General features: G+C 50.4%; 26 protein-coding genes, 2 tRNA genes and 1 other annotated feature. Of the genes, 4 read left to right on the top strand and 24 right to left on the bottom strand.

What is annotated here, in order from left to right; genetic code table 11:
• Position 1: 1 nt before the first annotated feature.
• The 4 genes from BN7444_RS05370 (at position 2) to BN7444_RS05355 (ending at position 5608) form a co-directional block, all read left to right on the top strand.
• Entirely contained in the window at positions 2–880 is an 879-nt protein-coding gene (locus tag BN7444_RS05370) for an AAA family ATPase (protein WP_082941284.1), read from the top strand.
• Between the two features lie 7 nt (positions 881–887).
• Positions 888–2555 (top strand): vWA domain-containing protein, encoded by a 1668-nt coding sequence (locus tag BN7444_RS05365; protein WP_068456782.1) that lies wholly within the window; start codon positions 888–890, stop codon positions 2553–2555.
• A 144-nt stretch (positions 2556–2699) separates the two neighbouring features.
• Positions 2700–2942, top strand: a binding site (T-box leader).
• Between the two features lie 55 nt (positions 2943–2997).
• Positions 2998–4317, top strand: a complete 1320-nt coding sequence (gene brnQ / locus BN7444_RS05360; RefSeq protein WP_068456779.1) for a branched-chain amino acid transport system II carrier protein — start codon at positions 2998–3000, stop codon at positions 4315–4317.
• Positions 4318–4327: 10 nt separating this feature from the next.
• On the top strand, positions 4328–5608 hold the full coding sequence (locus tag BN7444_RS05355) for an O-acetylhomoserine aminocarboxypropyltransferase/cysteine synthase family protein (protein ID WP_068456778.1): 1281 nt from the start codon (positions 4328–4330) through the stop codon (positions 5606–5608).
• Positions 5609–5746: 138 nt separating this feature from the next.
• Here BN7444_RS05355 and BN7444_RS05350 read toward each other — a convergent pair whose 3' ends face one another.
• The 24 genes from BN7444_RS05350 to prdA form a co-directional block, all read right to left on the bottom strand.
• Positions 5747–7558, bottom strand: a complete 1812-nt coding sequence (locus BN7444_RS05350; RefSeq protein WP_068456775.1) for a leucine-rich repeat domain-containing protein — start codon at positions 7556–7558, stop codon at positions 5747–5749.
• Positions 7559–7725: 167 nt separating this feature from the next.
• On the bottom strand, positions 7726–8004 hold the full coding sequence (locus BN7444_RS05345; RefSeq protein WP_068456772.1) for a hypothetical protein: 279 nt from the start codon (positions 8002–8004) through the stop codon (positions 7726–7728).
• Between the two features lie 4 nt (positions 8005–8008).
• Positions 8009–8746, bottom strand: coding sequence for a YfjL-like protein (locus BN7444_RS05340; RefSeq protein WP_068456769.1), 738 nt, complete (start codon positions 8744–8746; stop codon positions 8009–8011).
• Positions 8743–9048, bottom strand: coding sequence for a hypothetical protein (locus BN7444_RS05335; RefSeq protein ID WP_068456766.1), 306 nt, complete (start codon positions 9046–9048; stop codon positions 8743–8745). The genes BN7444_RS05340 and BN7444_RS05335 overlap by 4 nt, the downstream gene beginning before the upstream one ends.
• Before the next feature lie 161 nt (positions 9049–9209).
• The gene (locus tag BN7444_RS05330) at positions 9210–9626 is read right to left on the bottom strand and encodes a DUF6508 domain-containing protein (RefSeq protein ID WP_068456764.1); all 417 of its coding nucleotides are present in this window, start codon (positions 9624–9626) and stop codon (positions 9210–9212) included.
• A gap of 23 nt (positions 9627–9649) precedes the next feature.
• Entirely contained in the window at positions 9650–10093 is a 444-nt protein-coding gene (locus BN7444_RS05325; protein WP_068456760.1) for a hypothetical protein, read from the bottom strand.
• Between the two features lie 125 nt (positions 10094–10218).
• Positions 10219–11184, bottom strand: a complete 966-nt coding sequence (locus tag BN7444_RS05320; RefSeq protein WP_068456757.1) for a 3-hydroxyacyl-CoA dehydrogenase — start codon at positions 11182–11184, stop codon at positions 10219–10221.
• 277 nt (positions 11185–11461) lie between these two features.
• Positions 11462–12091, bottom strand: a complete 630-nt coding sequence (locus BN7444_RS05315; protein WP_068456754.1) for a class C sortase — start codon at positions 12089–12091, stop codon at positions 11462–11464.
• Complete coding sequence (locus BN7444_RS05310) at positions 12078–14480, bottom strand: MSCRAMM family protein (RefSeq protein ID WP_068456751.1); 2403 nt, start codon at positions 14478–14480, stop codon at positions 12078–12080. Before BN7444_RS05310 ends, BN7444_RS05315 begins: the two co-directional genes overlap by 14 nt.
• 246 nt (positions 14481–14726) lie before the next feature.
• Positions 14727–14802: transfer RNA gene (locus tag BN7444_RS05305), tRNA-Val, on the bottom strand.
• A 68-nt stretch (positions 14803–14870) separates the two neighbouring features.
• The gene (locus BN7444_RS05300; protein ID WP_135122038.1) at positions 14871–15059 is read right to left on the bottom strand and encodes a cupin domain-containing protein; all 189 of its coding nucleotides are present in this window, start codon (positions 15057–15059) and stop codon (positions 14871–14873) included.
• Positions 15049–15192: a hypothetical protein gene (locus BN7444_RS09355; protein WP_167627201.1), complete on the bottom strand. Its 144-nt coding sequence runs from the start codon at positions 15190–15192 to the stop codon at positions 15049–15051. Before BN7444_RS09355 ends, BN7444_RS05300 begins: the two co-directional genes overlap by 11 nt.
• A gap of 5 nt (positions 15193–15197) precedes the next feature.
• Positions 15198–15569: a DUF488 domain-containing protein gene (locus BN7444_RS05295; protein WP_068456746.1), complete on the bottom strand. Its 372-nt coding sequence runs from the start codon at positions 15567–15569 to the stop codon at positions 15198–15200.
• 60 nt (positions 15570–15629) lie between these two features.
• Positions 15630–16592 (bottom strand): DUF4300 family protein, encoded by a 963-nt coding sequence (locus tag BN7444_RS05290; protein ID WP_082941283.1) that lies wholly within the window; start codon positions 16590–16592, stop codon positions 15630–15632.
• A gap of 153 nt (positions 16593–16745) precedes the next feature.
• Positions 16746–17756 carry an electron transfer flavoprotein subunit alpha/FixB family protein gene (locus tag BN7444_RS05285; protein WP_068456743.1) on the bottom strand — a complete coding sequence of 337 codons (1011 nt, stop codon included), beginning with the start codon at positions 17754–17756 and terminating at the stop codon, positions 16746–16748.
• Positions 17757–17784: 28 nt separating this feature from the next.
• The gene (locus tag BN7444_RS05280; protein WP_068456740.1) at positions 17785–18582 is read right to left on the bottom strand and encodes an electron transfer flavoprotein subunit beta/FixA family protein; all 798 of its coding nucleotides are present in this window, start codon (positions 18580–18582) and stop codon (positions 17785–17787) included.
• Between the two features lie 15 nt (positions 18583–18597).
• Entirely contained in the window at positions 18598–19743 is a 1146-nt protein-coding gene (locus tag BN7444_RS05275) for an acyl-CoA dehydrogenase family protein (RefSeq protein WP_068456737.1), read from the bottom strand.
• Between the two features lie 270 nt (positions 19744–20013).
• The gene (locus tag BN7444_RS05270) at positions 20014–20898 is read right to left on the bottom strand and encodes a sulfite exporter TauE/SafE family protein (protein ID WP_218016013.1); all 885 of its coding nucleotides are present in this window, start codon (positions 20896–20898) and stop codon (positions 20014–20016) included.
• 25 nt (positions 20899–20923) lie between these two features.
• A complete protein-coding gene (locus BN7444_RS05265; protein WP_068456732.1) occupies positions 20924–21931 on the bottom strand; it encodes a proline racemase in 1008 nt (335 codons plus the stop codon).
• 78 nt (positions 21932–22009) lie between these two features.
• A tRNA-Sec gene (locus BN7444_RS09350) sits at positions 22010–22107 on the bottom strand.
• Positions 22108–22219: 112 nt separating this feature from the next.
• A complete protein-coding gene (gene prdD, locus BN7444_RS05260) occupies positions 22220–22963 on the bottom strand; it encodes a proline reductase cluster protein PrdD (RefSeq protein ID WP_068456729.1) in 744 nt (247 codons plus the stop codon).
• 292 nt (positions 22964–23255) lie between these two features.
• On the bottom strand, positions 23256–23708 hold the full coding sequence (locus tag BN7444_RS09660; protein WP_068456727.1) for a glycine/sarcosine/betaine reductase selenoprotein B family protein: 453 nt from the start codon (positions 23706–23708) through the stop codon (positions 23256–23258).
• A 22-nt stretch (positions 23709–23730) separates the two neighbouring features.
• Positions 23731–23994 (bottom strand): CBO2463/CBO2479 domain-containing protein, encoded by a 264-nt coding sequence (locus tag BN7444_RS05245; protein WP_068456723.1) that lies wholly within the window; start codon positions 23992–23994, stop codon positions 23731–23733.
• Between the two features lie 3 nt (positions 23995–23997).
• Positions 23998–25881, bottom strand: coding sequence for a D-proline reductase (dithiol) proprotein PrdA (gene prdA, locus BN7444_RS05240; RefSeq protein WP_068456721.1), 1884 nt, complete (start codon positions 25879–25881; stop codon positions 23998–24000).
• Positions 25882–26216: the final 335 nt, after the last annotated feature.

The raw sequence follows: 26216 nt of genomic DNA, 5'->3' as shown, positions 1-26216 counted from the left end.
CATGAATCAAACAGACCCTATTCAAGCATTTATTGAAAGCAATCCTCTTCCGGAAGCTTATAAAGACCGCATCCCCCATCCTCGCTTCAACTACCACGGCGAGGAAATCTTGCGTGCCGCCACGGCAGCCATTTTATCCGGAAAAAATTTGCTCCTCGTCGGCGAAAAATCCACGGGCAAAAACGTACTGGCGGAAAATTTGGCCGCGCAGTTTCAAAGGCCCCTGTGGAACGTGTCCCTTCACATGAGCATCGACGCCCCGGCCCTGCTGGGCGACGACAGCTTAAAGGGCGGCGACGTGTTTTTCAGAGAAGGCCCCATTACCTTGGCGGCGAAAGTCGGCGGCTTTGCCGTGCTGGATGAAATTAACATGGCGAAAAACGAAGCCCTGGCCGTGCTCCACTCCGCCTTGGACTACCGGCGCATCATCGACATGCCGGGCTACGATCTCATCAAAATCCACCCCGCCACCCGCTTTATCGCCACCATGAACTACGGCTACGAAGGCACCCGGGACTTAAACGAAGCCCTGCTGTCTCGCTTCGTCGTACTGAAAATGCCGCCTCTCGCAGACGACGACCTGAGTCTGTTGATCGGCGAGACCTATCCGGAGCTGAAGCCCGCCTTTATCCGCGACCTGTGCCGACTGGTGGCGGACATCCAACGCAAGGCCGACGCCAACGAAATTGCCCACCACGCCATGGATATTCGCGGCCTCTTCGATGCCGTGGACTTGGTGAAGGAAGGCTTGGAACTGAAAGAGTCCCTGAACTTGAGCCTCGTCAACAAAATCTTCGATCCCTACGAAGAGGAGCTGGTGGCCGATTTAATCAAGGCGCGCTTCAAAGAACCGCTCCATCTGTCGGATCTGGTGAAATAGGCCGCCTATGAAATCCCATGGAGACAGCAGGCCCGACAATCTTCAATGGGCGGGCGCGGAAAATTACGATTATAAACCCGTTCTCTACGGCCTGGACCTTGCCGGCAATCCGGACTTCTACTTAAACCTGATCCTCGGCCTCGCGGCAAAATACTTCGGCGCCGACACCTTGGACGCCCTCTTCGGTCGCTTCTCCGGCCAACTGCAGCGGGAAAAATACGACCTCTTTGCCCTCTACCTTTTGGAAGATGTCGTCTATCACCGCGAAGGGAAGGAGCGCCCCGTGCTTTCGGATCTTCGGAAAGATTTCGCCTGCCGCTTCCTGGACGATGGCCACGACCTGCGCCGCCGCACCTTGGCCCTTCGTATCCCCCTCTTCTACGCCATGGAAATGAAACGCACCCATGACATCCTGGGCCTGCCCTATAAAAAGCTCAACAAGAAAGAAATGGCCCTCTACGAAAAGCTCCGCCTGCCTCAAGACACGACAGAGGACGATTTAGAGGCCAATGTCATCGCCCTCTTCACCCAATGCCTCCGCTACCGGGAGCATGCCCGGCCATTGCCTCCCTGGCTTCCCGCCATCCACCTCTTTTCCATTCCCGGCTACGTCTCCGTCGAGCGCGCCAATGTGCCCGCCTTCCTTCATGGCGACGGAAAAGGCGGCGATCTGCCCGTCTTCACCAATTTCTTTCGCCGCATTAAAAAAGACCGGGAAGATGCCATCGAAGAAACCTTCGGACGGAACCTTTTTTCCGAAGAAAAGAGCCTGGCCTTGAACCGCGCCCTATGTACCGACGGCCACAGAAAATCCCGCATCTTCTTTACAAGAGGCATTGAAGATGCCGATAAGCGCTTGAATCAAGACCTGAACGCCCGCACCGTGCGCCGCCACTTGCTTAAATTTCAAAAAAAGCAGGCCACCTACCGCCGCGCCATCGAAGAAATGACAAAAGCCTTTAAACTGAAGCTGGCATCCGTCACCGACATGGAGGGCGAAGCGGCCAAGAGCGGCAAGCTCGTTCCCCGGCGCGCCTTTCGCTCCCAAATTTCAAATCGCGCCTCCATCTTCGAGCGCAAAAACCTCATCCCCGCCCCCGGCTTTCAAGTGGACCTGGTGCTGGATGCCTCCGCCTCCCTCTTGCCCATCGAATCGGATATCGCCATCGAAGCCTATATCCTTTCAAAATCCTTGGAAAACAACGGGATCCGAAACCGCATCCTCTCCTACCAAACCGTGGAAGATACCACCGTCGTCACCATCTTAAAAGACTACGACGAGGCCGCCGACATGAAGAGAATTTTCCGCTACAAATCCATGGGCTGGAATCGAGACGGCCTTTTTTTCAAAGCCTACCCCGTTCTGATAAGCTCCAAGGCGCCCCTGCTTAGCATCGTCCTCACCGACGCCAATCCCAACGACTTTAAACCCTTGGCGGGAAAGGGACTTCGACTCGGCAAAGCCTATTCCGAAACGCCGGCCCTGGAAGACACCGCCCGCTACCTGGACATGCTGGCGCGAAAAAATGTGAAAGTCCTCGCCCTCTTAAACAGCGATTACGTCGAAAACGCAAAGACACTCTTTCACCACCGCTTCGTAAAAATCCAAAAAATCGAACAGATCGCCCACGTGGCGGGAAAGTGGATTCAAAAAGAACTGGTGAAAATGAATTAATGAACACGCAAAAAGGCGCCGACATGGCGCCTTCTTTGCAACGGAAAAAATTCTCCGCACCACGAAACAAACCCGGAAATTTCATGGATTTTAATTTTTTTAAAATATCCCTTGACTCCTCATGTCACTTCGCTTATAATTCCATTCATAACGTTGAAGAGGAGAGTACAAAAGGGAAGTGCTTACAGAGAGATTTCATTTGGTGAGAGAAATCGGCATGGAAGTTTTGGAACATGGCCTCGGAGTGTTCGCACCGAGACTTCGGTTTAGGCTGCGACAGGTACGCCTGTTATAGCGTCACGGGTATGATAGTACTCTGTAAGGTTATTTTAGCGATAAAATAATGAAAAAAGGTGGTAACACGAGCATTTTGCCTTCGTCCTTTTAGGGACGGAGGCTTTTTTTATTTATCGCGAATAACCGAGGACAAAAGGAGAATGAAATGAAACAGAAAAATCGAGACACTTTTTACATCGGCTTGGCGCTCTTTGCCTCTTATTTTGGGGCGGGCAATTTAATTTTCCCCGGCGCCCTGGGCCTCGTATCGGGAGATCAATGGAGCTTAGGCGCCGTAGGACTTATGATTTCGGCCGTCTTAATGCCCATCGTCGCCCTGTACGTTATTTCGAGAGCGGGTTCCGTGGAGGCCCTTACGAAAAACATCCACCCGGAATTTTCTAAATACTTATTGCTCTTGATTATGCTCTTCGCCGGCCACATTTCCGTGCCGAGAACCGGCGCCGTGGCCTACGAACTCGGCGTTCAGGCGCTGTTCCCAAAGGTGCCCATGGCGGCATTCGCCCTCTTTTATTTCGGCATTGCCCTTTACTTCGCCTTGGACTTAAGCGCCATGATCGACAAAGTAGCCCGCTATTTGACACCGGCCCTCGTGGCGATATTATTTATTATCGTGATTAAAGGCGTGCTCTTTCCCATCGATGCCGTCCCTGCCGCACCTCAAGCGGAAAACGTCCTTTTAAATTCGTTCTTGGGCGGCTACCAAACGGGTGATTTACTGGTAAGCTTTTTAATCGGCACCGTCTTTATAGGCGACATCGTGCGAAGAGGCTATGCAAGCGACAAGGAGCGAAACGGTATCGTCGCCAAGGCCGGCGTCATTACCTTCGGTCTGTTCTTCGTCATTTACGTTGGTCTCCTCTATTTCGGCGCAAAATTAAGCGGACAGTATCCGGTGGACATCGATCACGCCACGCTACTGCTCAATATCGTCCGTGCCATTTTAGGCGAAAAAGGGCTGGCCTTATTGAGCATCGCCGTCGTCCTCGCCTGCTTGACCACGGCGATCGGACAAATTACATCCATCGCCAATTTCTTCCACGAATTTACGAAGGGGAAACTTTCCCATAAACAGGCCGCTATATTATTTTCCTGTATCGGCGCGGGCATTACCTTACTGGGCGTGGAAAAAATCGTCTTCTTGGCGACGCCCATTTACCTCATGGTTTACCCCAGCGTGATCATGCTCATGATCTTGGGCGTTTTCTACAAACCCCTTGAAAATCACGCCCTCGCCTTCCGCGTCGCCATGGTCTTTACCCTGGTGGTCAGTTTATTGGAAGCGATCACCGCCTTTACGGGCCTTCCCCTATTAGAGGCCGCCGTCGACGCCATCCCCCTTTCGGGAGCGGGCTTCGCGTGGCTCTTACCGGCCGTTACGGGCTTCGTACTCGGCATAATCTATGAACTTGCGAAGGGATCGGCAAAAAACGCCGTCCCATCCACTGTGAAAAATGAATTATAAGGAGAATATGATGACAAAACAAGGACTCGGAACATTATGTGTACAAGCGGGATACGATCCCCAAAACGGCGAACCTCGCGTGGTGCCCATCGTACAATCGACAACATTTAAATACGACTCTTCTCAGCAAATGGGCGATCTCTTCGACTTGAAGGAATCGGGCTATTTCTATTCCCGACTGGCCAATCCTACCAACGACGCCGTGGCGGCTAAGATCACGGCCTTGGAAGGCGGCGCATGTGGCATCCTCACCTCTTCCGGTCAGGCGGCGAATTTCTACGCACTTATTAATATTTTAAAAGCCGGGGATCACGTGGTGGCATCCTCCGCCATTTACGGCGGCAGCTACAACCTGATCGCCCACACCATGAAGGACATGGGCATCGAATCCACCTTCGTGGATCCGGCGGCGACGCGAGAAGAATTGGACCGCGCCTTCCGCCCCAATACGAAGGCGGTCTACGGAGAGAGCCTGGCCAACCCGGCACTTAAAATTTTAGATATCGAAACCTTCGCCGAAGCGGCTCACGCTCACGGCGTGCCCCTCATTGTGGACAACACCTTCCCCACGCCGATTTTCCTTCGCCCCTTCGAATACGGCGCCGACATCGTCACCCACTCCACGACGAAATACATGAACGGTTTCGCCAATTCCGTCGGCGGCGCCGTCATCGATTCCGGAAACTTCGACTGGACGAAACACGGAGATAAATATCCTCAATTGACAGAGCCGGATGAAACCTATCACGGCATTACCTTTACGGAAACCTTCGGAAAAGGCGCCTATATTACAAAAATGACCACGACGATTATGCGCGATTTGGGAAGTATTCCCTCGCCGCAAAATTCTTTCTACTTGGGGCTAGGCTTGGAAACCCTCCACCTCAGAATGCCTCGCCATTTCGAAAACGCCCACGCCGTGGCCAAATATTTAAAAGGCCACGACAAAATCGCCTGGGTTAATTTCTCCGCATTGGAAGACGACAGCCAACACGAGCTGGCGAAAAAATACCTTCCCAACGGTTCCTGCGGCGTCATCTCCTTCGGCATCAAAGGCGGTCGGGAAGCCGCTACGAAGTTTATGGATAGCTTAAAACTCGCCGCCGTCGTCACCCACGTGGCCGATTCCCGCACCTGTGTCCTCCACCCGGCGAGCACCACCCATCGCCAAATGAACGACGAGGAACTCCTGGCCGCCGGCGTCAGCGCCGACCTCATTCGTATGAGCGTCGGTATCGAAGATAAAGAAGATATTATCGCCGATATCGAGCAAGCTCTGGAAAATCTATAAGAAAAGCTCGCCCACGTGGCGGGAAAATGGATTCAAAAAGAACTGGTGAAAATGAATTAATGGGCACGCAAAAAGGCGCCGACATGGCGCCTTCTTTTATTGCGGTGAAACGGCACGGAATTGTGCCGCGATTTCTTCCTAATCGATCTTCAGTTTTACATTTAAAGCCCATTCATAGGCACCACCAAAGACAATCATCATGTTCACATCCACGGTCTTGCCTTTGTTCGCTTCGCGGAATGCATCGGATACGCTGAGCGTGATCTTATTCGAATTCAAATCATAGGCGGCTTCGACGCCATCGGTATTCGATTTGATCATCGTGTACATTTGCGCACCTTGAAGCGCATCCTCGTCGCTTACCTCCTCTTCCGCCATCACCTTGGCGAGGGAGATGAAGAGTTCTTTAAAGCCCTTGTAGGGATTGTCGAATTCCACATCCGCCGACGTTACGGTAATCGGCTCTTCCTTTGTCACCGATTGAGCCCAGAAGTTTTGACTTCCGACGCCGTTGGCTACGGCCACGTAGCGCTTGGCGATGGATTCGTCCAATCCCACATAGGTTTCAATGTGGTTGCCGGAAAGGTCGATGTCCTTGATCTTGTCGAAGTTTTTAATGACGGAGACGTCCTTTAGATTGTTGGCGGAAAGATCCAGGAAATTCAGCTTCGTCAAATTTTTCAGAGACGAAATATCGGAAATTCCGCCGCTGTTGATGCGCTTACCATCTATTATCTCTTGATGCACATTGTTGTGCAGATCCAGGCCCTCTAAATTGACCAAACCTGCCAAAGGCGTTACGTCTTCGATCCAGTTATTGTACAGCTTTAAGAAGGTCAAATTGGTAAGGTCCTTCAGTGGTGTCAAATCGACGATACGGTTTCTGGAAATTTCCAGGTATTCCAATTTCTTTAAATCCTTCAGAGGCGTAATGTCGCTGATTTCATTTTCATTTAACTTGAGATGCGTCAGGTTCTTGGCGTATTGAATGCCTTCGATGCTCTTGATGCCGTAGCTGGTCATAAATTTATACTCCGGCGTGCCTTTGAGGCTTCTCGGCGTGCCAAGTATGGATTTTTTGGCGTCGTCCTTAATCCCCGGCTTGCCCTCGTCGTCGAGATAGTGAGAAATCATAGTGAGGCTTTCCATTTCTTCCTTCGTGACCTTTTGATCGTCGGGACGATTGGGATCCAGGTTTTTGTTAATGACCTTTAAGAACAAGGGGTCCGGAATATTCACGTACTTGTCTTCGGGATTCGGCGTCGGATTCGGTTTCGGGTTCGGCGTCGGCGTCGGCGTCACGCCGGAAGAGGTGCCGGATTTTCCGCTATTGGGTTTTTCCTCGGCCTTCTTTTCTTGAAGAACCAATTTGTCGCGAAGAATATTGCGGGTTTCCAACATGGGAAGGCCGTTGTAGATGAGATCGAAAATATCTCGGCGAATGGATTGTTTCGTAAAGTCCGTGACTGCAATGCCTTCTAAAAGGCCTGTCTTCTTTGCGTAATCGATATAATGGTTTGCCCAGTTCTTTCCTTCAACGCGATTCGTGTCCTTAAAATCGCGGTCCAATCTGACCGCAAAGGCGATAACTTCCTGATAGCTGATCGGCGCGTCGGGTTTGAAGCGTCCGTCGGGATAGCCCGCGGCTACACCTAAATCCTTCATCAGCTCGATGTACTTGTAAGCCCAGTGAGCCTTGGATACATCCGTAAAGCCGAGGCGGTTGTACTCTTTCTTTTCAGCCACGCCTTCCATACCGGAAGCGTGAACGAGCAGCTTCATAAATTCTGCCCGGGTCAACGTCGCATCCAGCTTCAGATCGCCCCCGTCTCTGCCGACGACGATGTCTTTTTGCTGCAATACGCCCACCTTGTCCACTTGGGCGAAGCTCGGAGATGCAAAGCCGACCAACATCACGAAGGCCAGCAGACATCCGATGAATTTTTTCATTATTTCCTCCTTTTGTTTGAATGAAAACCTCAAACATGAAACTTTATGTTTTTATATTAACATGAATCATTGCCTCACGGCTTTGTATCGAAAAAGATTATGCGCGCCGTAAATTCATTTAAATTACAAATAAAAAACCCGCCGAAGCGGGTTGAAAAATCTTATCTTCAATTATCTCGAGTCGTTTTTTTAAAAAGGCCGGCACCGTTGAGCACGATGGATGCCGCGGTTAAGATCCACAGGGCGCGGCTAAGGGTGGGCATGGTGTCCATGAGCCCGCCCCAGTCTTCTTTCAGCACCCGTGCGGCGCCGTCGGCGTAAAAGGCGCAGAGGGCGAGAGCCGTGAGAGACAGGCTCGCCCAGCGAAAGGTCGCACGGTTCTTGCCGGGCTTTGCGAGATTAATAAAAGCGAAGGCCGCAGCACCCACGCCGAATACGAGCCACATCGTCTTAGTCCTTCCCTTCCGTCATCTGTTCCTTCGCCAAGGCCTTCAGGGCATCTACATCACCTCGGCGCACCACATCGGCCGGCACCTCGTAGACGGAGAACATATCGTCCTTGTTTTTTAAGGCGCCGTTTTCATCCCGACTACCCTTCGGTTCGAAGGTCAAAGCATATTCCATGACGTCGAGGTTTTCGTCGTCCATAATCTGTTGAAGCCGCTTTAAAATCGCCATGGCCTCATCCGCCGTGATCTTTCTTTCGCCAAAAGTTTGCACCTCGAGTTTATAAGGCAAATGCTTTAAATCCACCGGCTGATCCAAGGTCAAATAGTCTGCCTCATCGATCTTGTTCCAAGCGGACAACGAGATTTCATAGGGAAAATCATATTTCTTTTCAAGAACCTCGCCATATTTCCACACTGCACTTTCGAAGCGCGCCGCCGTATTGTCGATGCGCCAGTCGTAAGTGTCACGCCTCAAGCGGCCGAAAGAATCGAAACACAATTCAAATTGGGAGTCCTCGCTGTTCTTATCTTGCAGGTGTACCACGTACTCGGGAGCCTTAAAGTTATAAAACACCTTTTCGCGGGATAAATCCAAATCGCCGTACTTTTCCGCGATCACCTTGTCCGCCCCGTGCTCCGCCAAGGCTTTCGACATGGGATTGCCGAATAGGGTATTTACCACCGCAAGAACAAGGAGAACAAAAATGCCGAGGGCAATCTTTTTAACGCTTAATTTCATCGCAAGCCTCCCAAAAAACTTCCCAAAAGCGCCAAGGCGCCGTAAACCGCTACGTAAATCAATGCCGATTCATTGTAAAAAATCCAAATGGACGGCAAGAAACAAAGGCTCACCGCCAAAGGATAAAGCGGGTGGAAGCCCCGCCTCCTGCCGTAGGCGAAGGAAATGGCGAGGCATAGGATGGGCATGGCCAAGAGCAAAACCAATATCGCCCCGCCCGTGTCCCTCATGCAGAGGGGCAAAAGATAAAATGCCGCGACGATTCCCGCGAGATATGGAAGCATGCCTTTAAAAGCCTTCATAGTACCTCCCGATTTTTCTGCAAAACGATTCTCTCTTTCCATCATTATACCCGCCGGGCTAAATCAATTTACCTGCCCGCGCCATTCTTAGACAAAACACCCACATTGTAAAGGAAATGTAGCCAAGGAAAAAGGCACCGCCATAGGTGCCCTTGATTTTTCTAAATTGTTCGGCGGTTACTCGCCCGCTCATTCCCGTCGATCTCTTTCAGCCGCTTCAGCCACTTCACCACGCAGCCCTCATTAAGCAAGCGAAGCAAAAAGCCGTCACAAAACCGTTCGCCCCGCATACTCGCCACGATAAGTGCCATGACCGCCTGCCCGTCGAGGACCTCCGGATCCGCCTCGGCCATGGCCTCCGTACTCATCTCGATGCCGAGATCTTCAAGAATCAAGGAGTATCTTTTCAAATCCATTTCCTCGTGCGCGTCCACAAAAGCCATGACGTCGCCGAGAAAATTCCTCACCGCCTCATCGTAATTCACATAGGGAAAGTGAACTTCCTTTTCGTCGATGATCCACCGGCCGTAGCCGTCTTCCTTAAACACATCCAAATATTTCGTCAGACTTTCGTACATGGCGTACTCCTTTCACGGATGGCTTACTTCTCCCGCACACGGTAGATAAAATCGCCGCGGTAGAAAATATCCATATATATTTCCAAATCCTCGTCGCCGCGACTCAAAAAGCCGGTGATGATGCAGTTCATGTAACCATGGTAGGTGCTCATGATGTCCATGGCGTTGAATTTCGAATCGAAGGCGTCAAGAAAGGAGACGAGGGTCATTTTTTCGCCGACGAAACTTCCCACATTCCCCGTCAAGACGTTTTTGTATTCTATGATGGTGACGTAGGAATCTTCCGGGGACACGCCGGTAATGATCACATCCCCCTCCACCATGGTATCGGTCAGTGTATCCACAAAGCCGTATTGGGGCACGAGGCGCATTGTTTCGCTGTCGTAGTCGCAATCCATGGCAACGATATGGGCGTCATGGAGGCTGAAGCGTTCCCCCGCCTCTCGTTCTCTCTTGTAATCGGTCATAGGTCCTCCTTTTTTCTTATTATATCAAAGGCCTGAGGGAATTTTTCCTTCACGCAAAAAAATCCGCAGGGTCATGGCCCCGCGGATCTTGCTCGTGTTTCCTTTATTCAGTTTCGTGTTTCCTTTTATTCGGTATAGTCGTAGAAGCCCTTGCCGGCGGCCACGCCCAGCTCGCCTTTTTCCACCTTTTCCCCGATCATGGTGAGGATTTTGTGGTTCAGGGAGTCGGGATCCTTGGCGTCTTCTTTCATGCTGACGATGGCGTAGACGGTCTTCAGTCCCACCACGTCCATGATTTTAAAGGGACCTGCCGGTGCGCCGGTGGCCAGGCGCCACGCTTTGTCGATGGTTTCCGGATCGGCGACGCCTTTCGCCCAAAGAGCGGAGCCCGCATCCAAGAGGGGAACCAAAAGGGAGTTTAGGACGTAGCCCGGCTGTTCTTTGTGCAGCTTAATGGGTTCCATATTGATTTCTTCGGCAAAGCGAACCACGTCGTCGTAGACGGCGGGATCGGTGCCTTCGTGACCCATGCATTCCGCCGTGTTGTAGTTCCAGATTTCGTTGGCAAAGTGCAAGGCCATGTATTTTTCCGGACGACCCGTGTATTGGGCAAAGGTCGAGGGAAGCAGGGTAGACGAGTTGGTGCAGAGAATGGTCTTTTCGTCGAAGAGATCGCGGAATTTTTCGTAGAGTTCGATTTTTTGCTTGGGATCTTCGGTCATGGCTTCGATGACGATGTCCGCATCTTTCAATGCTTTTTTCGCATCCAGCTCGAGATGGAGCTTTTCGTTCATGTTCTTTTCCACTTCGGCGTGTAGGGCGTCGATTTTTTCAGCCGTCATGCTGTTCCAATCCCGAATCAGAGCCTTGGGATAGAGGTAGGCGCCCAGGGGATTGCCGATAAGGCCTTTGGATTCGTCCAGGGCCTTCAGGATTTCTTTTTTAAAGTGATCGATCTTCGGTTGGGTACGACCGATAGAGCCTTCGCTGCGCAGCCATATGGTGGTGTCGTGGCCGGTGTAGGCGCACATTAAGGCAATTTGCGTACCGAGGACGCCGCCGCCTAACAGTACTACTTTTTTGAATTCCATGGTTTCCTCCTTTGTAATTTTTCGTTTTACGATAGGAAAGTTCTTTTACTTGTCGAGCCCGAGTCGGGATCTATGTAAAGACCTTCCCGGTTTTATTTATGTACCCTCAACCGAATTGTTAAAACAATATTTATTGAATGGTTATACATTTCCCGCTGATTTTTTTATTTCCCGGCTTGTTCGAGTAAATTTTTAACACAAAAGGATTTTGTCGCTTCCCCGCGAAATTTTTCCACGAAAAAACAGCCGGCCATGACGGCGGCTGTTCTCTTCTGTCTTATAGCTCCGTGTATTTGACTAAATCGGCTTTCACCAATAGGCGCTTGTTGTTTTTGGGATAGGGATGGCAGCTCATCAGGTAGAGCTTGGTCTTGTCCTCTTCCCGTATAAAGCGGCTCCAGTCGTTGGGCTCCACCACTTCATCGCCCACCACGCGGTAGTGGAGGATTTCTTTTCTGGTGGTGATTTTGATTTCATCCCCGGGCTCCAGTTTGCCGATGTGCAAAAAGTAATCCAGGCCCCTGCCCGAGCCGCGGTGCCCCGCCAGGACGGTGAGGGTGTTTCTTTTCGTGCTCGGCGCATCCGTAGTGTCCACCACGCCGACGCCGAGAAGCAGGGTCTTTTTGTTCGTATTGTCGAAGATGGGATACACCGCGCCGATTTTGTCGATGCGTATGACGCCCAGAGCGTTGTCGTAGGTGATGGCATCGCCGGTATCGGCCGCATCGGCAGATTTTTCCTGCGGCCTGCCGCTCAACATTTGCTCTTCCAGTTTCACGGCTTCTTCTTTTTGCGCCCGGTTTTTAAAATAAACCTTCACGGGAATGGCCGCCCCGATAAGGAGAAGGGAAATCCCCAAATATATCAGGAATTTCCCTTTCTTGTTCTTATTTTTACTTGGCTTCATCGATTTCTTCTCTGCGTTTCTTCAGGCCGATTCCCAAGGTAATGGCGCCGACGACGCCGATGGCCGCGGCGTATACCACGGGGCTGATGCCGTCTCCGGTCTTGGGCAGATTGGACTTCGTGCCGCCTTGGGCGGTGGTGCCGCCGGCGATGGCTGCAGCCGCTGCCTGGGTTTCGAAGATGACGGTAATCAGGCCGCCTTTGACGGTGACCGTTTCGCCCGCGGGAATGGTGCCCAGGGTGACGCTGCCGTCTTCTTTGACGGTGAATTCAAAATCTTTCGGCGCGGCAAATCCCGTGGGGGCCGTCTTCACGTGGAAGCGATAGGTGCCCGGTTGCAGTCGGGTCAGGTAGCTGAGGTCCGTGCTGGTCCAGCTTTCCACCATGGTGCTGCCTTGGTAGATTTCCGCGATGACGCCGGAAAGTTCGCCGCCGCTTCGTTTCGTGAGGCTGAATTCGACCCAGATGCTTTCCGCACCCTTTTTCTCTTTCGATTTTTCTTTCGGGTCGGCTTTTACCTCATTACCGGAAATGATGAGGGTTCTGTCTTTTAATTTTACCGTATCGCCGATCTGAACCGCACCGAGTCTGATGGTGCCGTCGGCTTTGACTTCAAATTCAAAGTCGGCCACTTTTCTGTGTCCGTCGGGGATGCCGGCTTCGTGGTAACGATAGACGCCGGGTTCCAGTTCCAACGTATTGGCTTCGCTGCCGCTCTTCCAGAAGGCGACTTTCGTTCCGTCTTTATAGATTTCGATGGTGGTGCCGGCGAGGTCCTTGCCGTCGCCTTTCACTCGTCTGAATTTAATTCCGTGCTTGACATAGCCGTCGACTAAGCTCAGCACTTGTTGGCCGCCTGCGGCGCTGAGGCCTTTGCCGGCCTCTATGATTTTGCCGTCTGCCACTTTAAATCGAATCGGCGATGCCATTTGATAGCCGGGAAGCACGTTGATTTGAGAAAATTCGTATTCGCCCGCTTCCATTTTGAAATCCACGGGGGATTTGCCGCTTTCCCATTGTTGTACGATTTGTTCGGTGCCGATTTCTTTGATTTGAAGCTTGACCCCGGCGATTTCATTGCCGCGGTTGTCTTTCACGCTGAAGAAGGTCTTGCTTTCAAGGGGATCCACGCGCAGGGCCAGGTATTGGTCGCCGTGTTCGTCCTTGGAGAGCCCCATGATTTCGCCATTGTCATTAATGCCGAAGGAGATGGGCGCTGCCATGGTGTAACCCTTGGCCGGGCCGTCGATTTGTACCAGTTCGTATTCGCCCGCCTTCAAAGCGATGGGGACCATGCCCTTTTCGCTCTTCCATGTGGCATCGTCAACCGGCCTACCGCTCTTTCTTTCTCTGATTTGCAGCGTGGCTCCGGTAACAACTCTGCCGACGCTGTCTTTCATGCCGAAGAAGGTTTTACCCGCTTCTTTTTCGGCTTTCATAATCAGGGTTTGCTTGCCGTCCTTGGTCTTTTCCAAGAACTTATTGTCGTCTTTGATTTTACCTTCTGCAGTAATCTCAAATTCGATGGGATTATTTTTGATCTTGTAACCTGCAGGTGCTTCGGCAGAGAACTTAAACTTGCCTTCCTTCAAACCGCTGATTTCAAAGGCCTCTGCTTTACTTGTCCATGCTTTCTCTACTATACTGCCGTCTTCATTGGTAACCTTCAGCTTCGCTCCGGCCAATTCCTTAGTGTTGTCGGCGGCATCTCGGATGCTGAAGAAAATCTTTACGGCTTCTTTTTCAGGTTCTTTTTTGGCTTCTTCGACCTTCAGTACCAAGATCTTACTGCCTTCTTTACCGTCCTTGATCTCAATGGGTAGTTTATTTGCATCCTTGATCTCACCGTCTTTGGTAATTTCAAGCGTAAAATCCTTCGCTTCCTTATAGCCATCGGGGGCTTTGGTCATCTTGAACTCATATTTTGCAGGTTCTAATGTGAGAACTGACTTCGTATCCTTGATGTCCTTCGGATCTTCCTTCAAGTCGCCTTTTATCTTTACATATTGAAGCTCTGCTCCGTCCAATCCGTCGGAGTCGTCTTTTTTACTATCTTTTACAAAAAAGGAAATTTTAGCGGGAACGTTTACGGGTTCCTCTTCTTCACCCTTGCCGGGTTCTTCTTTTTTCTTTTCTTTTCCGTCTACAGATTTATCTTCCGAAGAACCTTCTGCAGGCTCCGTCGGCTCGTTCTCTGTTTCTTCTTTCGTGCCCAAGACCTTCGCAACCAATGTGGCGAGTTTCCATTTTCCCTTCTTGGGCTTTTCCACGGAAACAGCCGCCGTTGTTTTCGTGTCGGTCTTGCCCGTTTCAGCCGCAGCTACGGTCGGTGCCATGGTAGATAAGACAAAGGTCATGGCCAACAGCAGGGCAGTCAATTTTCTGTTCATAGAATCACTCCTTCTCATTCGTCTAAGGTCACATTGCGCTACGGAACAAGCTTCCCGCCAGGAGGGCGTATGCAGGTTCCTCTTCTCGGTCGATGGAAACCGACCGGACATCCTTCTATATTCAGGTAAGGCTTTACCAATATCTATAACTATTCAGTTCATTATATCATGCTTTTTTGTTCTTATGTGAAAAAATACCCTTTCTCTTTCGGGCATAAAAAAACGCACCCTTTCAGGTGCGTCCCTTGGTGGACAGTACTGGACTTGAACCAGCGACCCCTACGATGTCAACGTAGTGCTCTACCAACTGAGCTAACTCTCCATACCATTTATAACAATAAATAGTATACCAAGGTTTTACGATTCTTGCAAGTCCATTTTATTTGTTCTTTACGTCATGAGCATGGGGGCCGTCTTCATTTTACCCAATGCCTTTACGGAATGGAGACCCTCTTTATCAAAGCAAATCATGTCCCCGGCCCTTCCTTTGCGCTCCGCCCTTTCGTAGTCGACGGCGGCCTCGCCTTCTGAGACGGCGAGAAGGGCGTCGGCGTGGCGCGGTGAGGAATTATGCATCATCGTCGTCAAAGGCCACCAGGATCAGTCTCACGCTCCCATTGGATGCGATTTCTTTCTTCGCCACGGTCTTTTCTTCGTAATTGATCAGTTCTTTTAATGTGGCGACGTCGCCGCCGTGACATACGAAATTCATCGTTCCTACTCTTTATTTAATGCTTCTTCTATCCATGCTTTTAAGACGCGGGCGTGATTCGTCTCTTCGCTCTTGGCGCCGTAAACGAGAGTGACGGGGCCGCGGTTCAATCGTTTTATGATTTCATCGCGCCACGCTGTCGCCGCCTTCGATACCTCAAGTTCTTCCCGGTATTTTTCGGCAAAAACCGAAAAGCGATCGTCCCGGTGGTCGAACCATTTTCTGAGCCCGGTGGACGGGCACACTTCTTTTGCCCAAGAGTCGAGGGCCGCATCTTCTTTTCTCACGCCGCGCGGCCAATAGCGGTCAACGAGGATGCGCGCTCCGTCGTCGGGTTCCGCCTTTTCGTAGGCTCTTTTGATTTTTATTGCATGCATTTCTATCACCTGCTTTAAGGATAGCTTATTTTTGAAACCGGCACCGTATCATTTGTTACATCAGCCTACGTAGCGATTGTTTTCCATAATAAAGGGCGGCGCCACATTGGGATCGGTGTAGTCTTTGTATTTATTTTTCAGGTAGCCGTAGCACGCCTCTTTGTTTTGAAAGCGAATGGCCTGGTAGGGCTCTTCGAAGGAAATTTTTTCCACAAAAAGGTAGCCGCTGCCGTCTTTTACCAGGACGCCGACGTGGCCGATAAACAGGTAATTGCCGTCGAGATTGTCGTGAAGCACCACGGACACCATGGAGGCTTTGTCCGAAAAGGTCATTTGGGACAGAAATTTTTCCATGATCTTGCCCTGATGGGCGGGGTCTTTGCTCCCGTCGGTCTTGACGCGGCTGAAGAGGCGAATGAAATCCGCCGTTTCTTTTTCGTTTAAAATGCCTCCGCGGCTCAGGGCCTCTTTATCCATAAAGAGGAGCTCGCCATCTTCTTCTATGTCTTCACTCACTTTCATATCGTCTTTTAGCAGAAGATAGGTGGTGATGCGGCAATTGGTGTTGGGGTAGTTCATGGGCTTTTTCGATTGGGCTTCCGTGATTTTGCCCACGTCGTAGGTTGGGATGCCGCTTTTCGAAAAGTCCGCCGTGAGGTAGGGGGCGGCGGTGCCGTTGTAATCGTCGACGAGGGCCATGAGTCGGTCCACATTTTCGGCGCTGAGCGATGACTTCAATCGTGCTTCCACGTATTTTTTGTCTTCCGCCTTGGCCATATTGGAAAAGGAAGGGCCCTTCGCCTCCCTCGGCTGCTTTCTCGCGGCTTTTTTTATTCTTCGCCGGCACGGGCGTTTTTTCAGGCGACGCTTCGCCTTGCGTCTCGCACCTCGGTGACGGTATGTTACCGTGGCCCGGGCCTTGGCGCGAGGGGTTCTCCCCGCGTTTTTCCGAGGGGCAGCGCCGCAGGATATGACGGCGATTCCCAGGGCTGCGAACAGGATCAGGATGTGTTTTATTTTCAATTTCTTTTCCTCTTTTTCTTTGAATTGCCACTCTATTATACCCGTTTTTTGAAAGAGCTGCGATGAAAAGGTTCGATCCCGCCTTAAATACGCCCTGTTCTTTTTCTCCGCAATGAAAAATCGGCCCCAGGCGGAGCCGATTCTTTGCTTTGTTTAGTTGATTTCCGCTTTGGCGGCTTTGGCTTTTTTGTATTCTTCGATGAGCTTCGGAACGATTTTGTTCAAATCGCCGACGATGCCCAAGTCAGCCACTTCGAAGATGGGCGCGCCGTCGTTTTTGTTGATGGCGATAATGAGGCCCGATTCTTCCATGCCTGCCAAGTGTTGGATGGCGCCGGAAATACCGATGGCGAAGTAGATGTCGGGGCGAACGGTCTTACCCGTTTGACCGACTTGACGGTCTTTTTCGATCCAGCCTGCATCGACGGTGGCGCGGGAGGTGGATACTTCCCCTTCCATGACGTCGGCCAGTTCTTGCAGCAGGTCGAAACCTTCCGGTCCGCCGATGCCGCGGCCGCCGGATACGAGGACGTTGGCTTCGGTAATATCCAATTTCTTCTTGTCGTCTTTAGCGACTTCGAGAATCTTGACGTTCATGTCGGCATCCGTTAAGCCCACATCTTCCATGATGACTTCGCCTTTGCGGCTGCTGTCGTTGGCGAGGGGGGTCATAACGCCGGGGCGAACGGTGGCCATTTGGGGACGGAAGTCTTCGCAAATAATGGTGGCCATTAAGTTGCCGCCGAATGCGGGACGGGTCATGCGCAGAAGTTTGGATTCTTCGTCGATTTCAAGGCCCGTACAGTCTGCGGTAAGACCGGTGTGAATCCGTGCGGCCAAGCGGGGGGCCAGGTCGCGACCGATGGAGGTTGCGCCGTAGAGCACGATTTCCGGATCGTATTTCTTGACGATGGTATAAATGGATTTAGCGTAGGGTTCGGTGACGTATTCTTTTAACAGGGGATGTTCCACGACGATGACTTTGTCGGCACCATGATGAATTAATACGTCGGCTTTGTCTTTAATGTTTTCGCCCAATAAGACGGCGTAAACTTCTTGGCCCAGGTCGTCGGCCAGTTCCCGCGCCTTGCCTAAAAGTTCCGTGGATACTTTTTGCAGTTCTCCGTCGCGCTGTTCGGCGATAACAAATACATTTTTACTCATTTATTTCACGCTCCTTGTTTGGCCAATGTTAAATCAAGTACTTTTCTTCCAACTTGGAGACGATGGCTCGTGCCGCTTCGTCGGCCGAGAGGTCTTTCAGCACGATACCGGCGCCCTTGCCTTGTTTGGCTTCGGATTTTTTAACCTTTGTCGGGGAGCCCTTCAGACCTAAGTTGGCTAAATCGACATTGTCTTTGACATCGTCTAGGTGCCAAACGGTGACGTCTTTGGCGTATGCATCGTAAACGCCGTGTACTGTCATGTAACGGGGTTCGGCGAGTTCGGCCAAGGCGGTAATGACACAGGGTGTCTTGACTTCGATGAGATGGTAGCGATCTTCAAATTGCCGTTTGACGTGAAGCGTGTTTTCGTCGACGACTTTTAAGTCTTCGGCGTAGGAAACTTGGGGCAGACCTAAGTGTTCTGCGATTTGGGGACCGACTTGCGCCGTGTCGCCGTCAATAGCTTGGCGGCCGGCGAGGATTAAGTCGTAGTCGCCGACGGTTTTCAGACCGGCGGCAATGGTTTGGCTGGTAGCCCAGGTGTCGGCGCCGCCGAATGCGCGGTCCGTGAGCAGAATGGCTTCATCAGCGCCCATGGCCAAGGCTTCGCGCAGAGCATCTTCCGCTTGCGGCGGTCCCATGGAGAGCACGGTGACCGTGGTGCCTTCATGTTCGTCTTTAATGCGCAGAGCCATTTCGATGGCGGCCTTGTCGTCGGGGTTGATGATGCTGGGCACGCCTTCTCTGATCAATGTATTCGTCTTCGGATCCAAACGGACTTCCGTCGTATCCGGTACCTGTTTTGCACAGACTATAATTTTCATGATATACGCCTCCTCTTAATTGACACCCATCCAGCCGGCAATGACCATGCGCATAACTTCCGACGTACCTTCATAGATTTCGGTGATCTTTGCATCGCGCATCATCCGTTCGACGGGATAGTCTTTAATAAAGCCGTATCCGCCGAGGAGTTGAACGGCTCTGTTCGTTACTTCCGATGCCGTTTCGGCGGCAAAGAGTTTTGCCATGGCGGCGTAGTGGCCGTAAGGCAGATGATGTCCCTTGGTATCGGCTGCGCGGTAAACCATGAGTCTAGCCGCATCGGCCTTGGTTTGCATATTGGCCAAGGTAAATTGCGTGTTTTGGAATTGAGAAATTCGACGACCGAATTGCTTTCTTTCCTTCGTGTATTTAACCGCTTCGTCGATGGCGCCTTGAGCGATGCCTGCCGCTTGGGCTGCGATGCCGACGCGGCCGCCGTCTAAGGTCTTCATAGCCAGAGCGAAGCCCTTGCCTTCTTTACCCAAAAGGTTTTCCTTGGGGATGCGGCAGTCTTCCATAATCAATTCGCAAGTGGACGATGCGCGGATACCCATTTTGTTTTCCGGTTCACCGACGCGGAAGCCCGGTGCGTCGCGATCGACGATAAAGGCGGAAATGCCGCGGGTGCCTTTGGCTTCACGATCCGTAATGGCGATGATGATAAAGACATCGGCGAAGCCCGAGTTGGTGATAAAGATCTTGGTGCCGTTTAAGACCCATTCGTCGCCGTCTAAAACAGCTACGGTTTGTTGACCGGATGCATCGGTACCGGCATTGGGTTCCGTTAAACCGAAAGCGCCGATCTTCTTGCCGCTTAATAAGTCGGGTAAGTATTTTTGTTTTTGCTCTTCCGTACCGTTTTCAAAAATCGGTGCGCAGCAAAGGGATGTGTGGGCCGAGACGATAACGCCGGTGGTCGCACATTTTTTCGAAAGCTCTTCTACGAGCATGGCATAGGCTAAGTAATCGCCGCCTTGGCCGCCGTATTCCTTCGGGAAGGGAACGCCGAAGAAGCCGGCTTTGGCCATCTTCTTAATATTTTCCATGGGCGGTTCGCATGTTTCGTCGATTTCTGCTGCGACCGGCTCCACTTCTTTTTCGGCAAAGTCCCGATAGAGTTGGCGCAACAGTAGATGTTGTTTATCCATAATAAAATCCATATTCAAATCCCCCTTGTATCGACAAGATTTGTTCAAAACAGCGTACATGGCAGTGCGTGATGCGGCCGTTTGTTTTTAAACGCGTCTTCGACCACCGCTTAACTCCATTATAAACTTTTTTTTAACAATGTTAAGCCCTTTTTGACATTTTTTTAATTTTTTTCTCAGGCCTCCGTTGGAGGCCTACTTTTCTGTCAAATCGCGCCCCTTCGACGATAAGTCTTCTAAATACAAAAAAGACAGGTCCGAAAACCTGTCTTTTTATTTGCATTATGCAGCAGCGCTTTGTTTGGACTTTTTGATGTAGGTAATGGCCGTGTAGATTACAACGATGGTAATGATGATGGTCAATACGTTCATGGGAAGTCCGGTTACGAATTTTGCTGCGATGAATACACCGACGATACCGCCGATGGTAATGGCGATACTTGATTTACGAGCGTATGCACCGGCTTTAATAAATTCGGCACTGGCTACGGGCATTAAGCCTGCGCAGGAAGCCATCATGATCGGGAATGCAACCAAGGGGTTCAAACCGAGCATGTAAACGAGGGCCATACAGGGAGCGTATAAGCCGACGCCGATGGTCATAAGAGCGCCTAAGAAGAAGTTGACGACGACTGCGATAACTAAGGTGACGCCGCTGAGGCCGATAGCTTCGTTGCCGGTTCCGAGTGCATCTAATGCACCGAATTGTCTTAAAAGCATGAGGGCTGCCGTTACTAAGAGGGCAATACCCATGTACAATTGTACCTTGTTTTCGGGGAGCTTGGATACGGTTCTGGATCCGACGAAGGAGCCGACGACTGCTGCAGCAACCATGCTGAACAGGGTCACGGGTTCAACTTCAACGGATTGAATGAAGATAAAAGCTTCCGTCAAAACGGGAATCGTACAGGATACGTTTAAGGTACCGGGCAATAAACGGTCGTGGTCTAATTGTTTAAAGAAGTCTAAAAGTGCGGTAAGGGGTGCGAAACTTCCGATACCCAATGTGTCGAAGAAGTTGACGAAGGCACCGATTAAAATAGATTTGCCCCAGCTGGCTTGTTCATTGGCCATAGCTTCTTTGTTGGCAGAAACGTCTTTTACGAAGAAGAATACGAAGTAAAGGGTGAGAACACCCAATACTCCTAATAGTAATTTAACAATCATTAGCTACTCCTATCTTTATTGGCGATTAACCGAGGATGAATCCGTGTTTTACAGGGTCAGTTTCGTCGATAACGAAGTGGTTGAAGCCGGTGATCCAAGCGGAACCGGAAATTTGCGGGATAACAGCGTCGAGGTCGCCGACTTTAGCTTCTTCGAGAAGTTTGCCGTAGAACAAGGTTCCGAGGATGGATTCGTATACGAATTCTTCGCCAATCTTCAGCTCGCCTTTTTTGTAAAGGGTAGCCATTTTAGCGCTGGTACCGGTACCACAGGGAGATCTGTCAACTTGACCTTGACCAAAGACGACGCAGTTTCTGAGGGTTGCGCCCGGTGTGTCGGTTTCGGACCACCATTCGATTAAGTCAACGGTATGGATATGGGGAAGTTCAGGGTGTTGAACTTTGATTTCTTTATTGATGATGTCGCGAAGTTGCATACCCAATTTGTTCAATACTTGAGCATTTTCCGGTTCGATGGTAACGCCGATTTGGTCGACTTTTACGATGGCAAAGAAGCTGCCGCCGAAGGAAATGTCAAATTTGATCTTGCCGTAACCGGGAAGTTCAACTTCTTGGTCTTCTTTGTACAAGAAAGCGGGAACGTTGGTAAAGGTAACTTTTTTAGCGTGTCCGTCTTCGACTTCGACTTCGCCGCGAATGATACCTGCCGGTGCTTCTTGAACAACTTTGGTAACGGGTTCTACAGCGGGGATCATGCCGGTTTCAACGGCTACGGACATAGCGCCGATGGTGCCGTGACCGCACATGTTTAAGTATCCGCCGCCGTCCATGAAGATAATACCGTAGTCAGCTTCGTCGTTGGTCGGTTGTGTAAGGATAGAGCCGAACATATCGTTGTGTCCACGAGGTTCGAGCATCAGAGCCGTACGCAAGTAGTCGAGGTGTTCTTCCAAGTATTCTTTCTTTTCAGGCATGCTGTTTCCCGGAATATTGGGAATGCCACCGACAACAACGCGAGTTGCTTCGCCTGCGGTATGAGAGTCTACGGCATGGATACTTCTGGAAAATTTCATTTTTTGTTCCTCCTTACAATTGTAAAAACATTTTCCCAACTCGTCCATAAGTCCTATCGCCATTAAAATAACAATTAATGGCGGGAACATGTGGGAATCGAACCCACCTAAGAAGCTTCGAACTTCTCACAACGGTTTTGAAGACCGCGAGGCACACCAGACACCTAGCTGCTCCCAAGGATTTGGATTAAAATAAGGATAAAAAACCGAGGTTTTCCCCTGTAGGTATCATACCATATGTCCGACAAAGAATCTACAAAGACCTCGGTTTTTCCTTATATTTTATTTTTATACCAGTGCGCGAATGGCACCGTCTCGATATTCGTTCGGCGTCAGATAGACAGGCATATTGTACATATCAATGACCGAAAGTCCGTCGAAACCGGAGGGCTCCGAGGGGAAGATCATATTGTCGTACATGGCGCCTTGGCCGGCCACTTGTTTCAAGAGCACGACCTTCAGTCCGTCTTTGCGTTCGATATCATAGTAATCATGTGATTCGTCGGCTTTGCCGCCGTTTAAGTCCTTCATCATTTTACGAACTTTCGCAATATAGTCCTCGGCTACTTGGAAGGCTGCATTCGCAAGTTCGCGGCTAAAGGGTTGGCCGCCTTTGACCAGGACGTCGATGTGAATGATGAAGTCGTCTTCTCCGGGGGTTCCGCGTCTACCGAGGTAGAGCTGCTCTTGCAGATTACCTTCGCTGGATCCGAATTCCCCGATTTGGCGACCGTCTTCGTCGACACCGGTAAGGAGTACATAGCAACCGGTAAAGGTGTGCGTGACACCATCACCGAGTTTGCCAAGTACTTTTGTAGACATAGGGATAATATCCATGATACTGTTCACTTCCACATCGTGTTCGTGTGGTTTGAGAATGGACACCGTGGATTTTACGACCAGGTCGCTTTGATTATGGGTTTCCTGGGGTACGGTCAGTACGCCCTGCACAAAGGACGGCTTTTCACCGAACTGTACATCGGTTGCGTGAAATGCACGGATAACCAAACGTCGTTTTTGAATATCTTCCATACTATCCCCCTACTGGATTTTATACGTGAGCAATATATTCGAAGGGCAGGGGAACAATTTTACCTGCGCTGGGAATTTTCACGAGTTCTTCTAAGGTTGCCTTCAAAATGCCCGTTTGCATTTCGACATTGTGGGGTTCACCTGCGTTAGCGCCCATCGGTACACGAGGAGCAACGGCACGCGGGGATCCGTTTTGACGGACAACCGGAGGTAATGCAGCGATCAAGATGGTAGGAATACCCGATTCCTCTATCGCACGTTGAACAATCGTCGCGGTGCGGTGACAGGTACCTCAGCCACCGGTGAGGATAACTGCATCGACGTTTTCCTCATTCAGTTTCTTAGCAATTTCCGGACCGGTTCTGTGGGTAAAGGCGTCTTGGTCGCCGCCGCCGCCCATGAATCCGTAGTGGAAGGGTGCTACTTCTTTAATAAATCCTTCATCGGCGAGTTCTCTCAAACGGTCGATGGGGAACATACAGTTGATGTCTTTGTTTACGTCCGAGTTGTCGTAACCACCGTGGGATACCATTAACTCGTCGTCTTGTGCGTCGCCGGGGATTTCACGATAAGTCGTGTCACCTGCTAAGTTAAACCGTTCTTGGCTAACTAAGTGAATACCCGCAGCACTCGCAATAGCGACTCGCATATCTTTCAATTCCTTCTTAACCGGGGCCCATACAGGATCCGGGGTAATGGGAACGAAGATTTCAGATTGCAAGCCTTTTACGGTTGTAAGCTTCATTCTCTTTCCTCCTTAAAGAAACTCAGTCCAGAAGACCTCTTTCACGTCTAAGCTCGATATTTCGTTTATATCCTTCATTAACTTCAGGGTTAATGACTTCGGGAATGGTCATCATCAAACCGACTTCCATTCCTTCTTGAAGCGGATCGTCGGAAATGATATAGCGAAGGGGTACCTTCAACTGACCCATCCGGCCTTTGAAATCGATCGTAACCGCGACGTCGGTCAAGTGAACAATTATGCCTTCTAAATACGTTTCCGTAGAAATATACCTAAGCTTTTCCATTGATTATTCGTCTTCTCCTGCTTCGTCCTTTTCGTAGATTTCACGACGCTTCTTGCTCATCTTCAAGACAGTTTCGTTATCTAACAGTTCAAATTCACGGCCGGTTTGTTCCTTAATTAAGTCAACGTTGTTGAGCTTAACGTTCGGGTTCCATTTACGTTCTGGAGCCTTAATTTCTTCGCCTGCCATTTGGTTCTTCAACATAGCCAATGCGCGGATGGCGTCTTCTTGACAGAGGGTGTTGTTTTCGAGAATTTCGTTTTCAATACCTTGTCTGGACTTGTTGTTATCGACCATAGCAACCATGTATTCGTTACCGGTTACCAAAGCACCTTGTACGGCACAGAAGGACATACCTACGACGGGGATGCCGCGCATACCGACTTGTTCGTGGTGAGAACCGAAGTCGATGTGGTTGTTACCGAAACCTTCGGTGGTGATGATAACACCGTCCGGGTTAATGGCTTCAACGGTCATACCGAGGCGTTTGGATACATAGAATTTTTCGGTGTTTGCTTGCGGCGAGCCGACGAGCAATACGCCTAATACGTCGATTTCGTCGTCAGCCAATGCTTCGAGTACCAAGGGTTCTCTGAAGTAGTGTCTGGACATTTCCTTGGATGCCGGCCCGATACAGGTTAATGCGTGAACACCGCCGTCGAGGATTTCGAGGGGAGACAGCATGATCGGAAGGTTACCCAAGTCGACGTTGGGCTTACCGCCTAACCAACCACAGGGTTCTACGGGGAGCAACAAGTTGTCGTGCATTGCGCCTTGGCCCATGATTTCCTTAATAAGGAGAACTTTTTTACGGCCTTCTTTTCTGACGTGAGAGAATTCTTCGGAGCGAACGGGAGTTGCTTCGTATTCTTTCAGGGCATTACGGATTTCGTCGGTCATGTGGTCAGCTGCGTGGTGAGCGGCCATGGGTCCACGACGTTCCATGTTGGTCTTTGCTTGAATGGTAACTTGGCACTTAACGAAGATTTCGCCTTTATCCGGGCTGCCGGGGCGGTTGAACATAATGTTTCTGTCCATTTCACCTTCGGAAGAACCGAATTCACCGATTTGTACGCCACCTTCGTCGGTACCGGTCAACATCATGATGACGCCGTCGAGAACGCGAGTCACGCCGGAACCTAATTCGCCTTCTTCTTTCGTAGCGATAGGTTGTACGTCCATGATGGTTTCGGAATATTCATCGTAACGGTCGGGCGTAATGATGTCGATCTTAAAGTCTTTAACCAATTCTTGAGAATCGATAACTTCTTGTTCGATGCCTTCGCGAATGTAGAGGGTGGTTCCGTCAAACTTGGTTTCGGGACCTCTTTCTACCTTTTCGATCTTGTAGTAATCTTTTCTTAAGTGACGAATTTCGTGGGTTTCACCTTCGACGAATTCGTCAGCTGCTACGGGTGCGCCTGCTGCAACGCCTTGAGCAACACCTGCTGCTTGTGCGGGAGCTTGGCCTGCGCCTGCGATAACGGGGAAGCTGACTTCGATGTTTTCGCCTTTGGCGATCTTAATAGTAGCTACGCCACCGACAGCCGGTGCTGCTTGTGCTACAGGGGCAGCTGCTGCTACGGGTGCTGCTGCTTCTTCAGCTTCTGCTTCTGCTTCTTCTGCTCCTTGTACCGGAAGATCTTCTACGAGATCCTTGGTTAAGGGAGTAAGGGAATCAACGGTTGCTTTCAATTTGCCACCGAGAACTTCGCCAATGGTCAAAGTTTCATCGGTGATTTCCAAAAGACCGGTGTCTTCCAGGTCGGGAAAGATAGCGGGGTCTTCTAAGATAGAAGGCTCGATAACTTCACCGGCTTCGAATCGGCAACAGGTTACAGCAGGATCATTTTTATGCTGCATTGCCGTTTCTTTGGTAATAGACATATTCTTCCTCCTTTGTGAACTGTTCGAGATGCAAGAGGCTTGCATCTATGTCGGATCGAACAATTTCCATCCTAAACGTGTGTTTCAAAACCATATTCATGGTAACCCATCGTTCTGACACAATTATATCACAATTCGATTCCAGGTCAAATCGCCGAAATCACAAAAATCCGGCTGGATAATCTTGAATTTGACAAATAAAAAAACAGGAAAGGCAGAGGGTGCATTTTCCTGTTTTTTCCTAATTAATTCTTTAACACGCCTATTCATCGACTTTGTTAGAAAATTATTTTCCTGTAAAAACCTATTTTCGATAACTCGTCGACCGGTATAGG

The sequence above is a fragment of the Peptoniphilus pacaensis genome (assembly GCF_900088125.1).
GTDB classification, from domain to species: domain Bacteria; phylum Bacillota; class Clostridia; order Tissierellales; family Peptoniphilaceae; genus Aedoeadaptatus; species Aedoeadaptatus pacaensis.
Note: the sequence above shows the minus strand (reverse complement) of the source record. Positions and strands in the feature narration are given on the sequence as shown.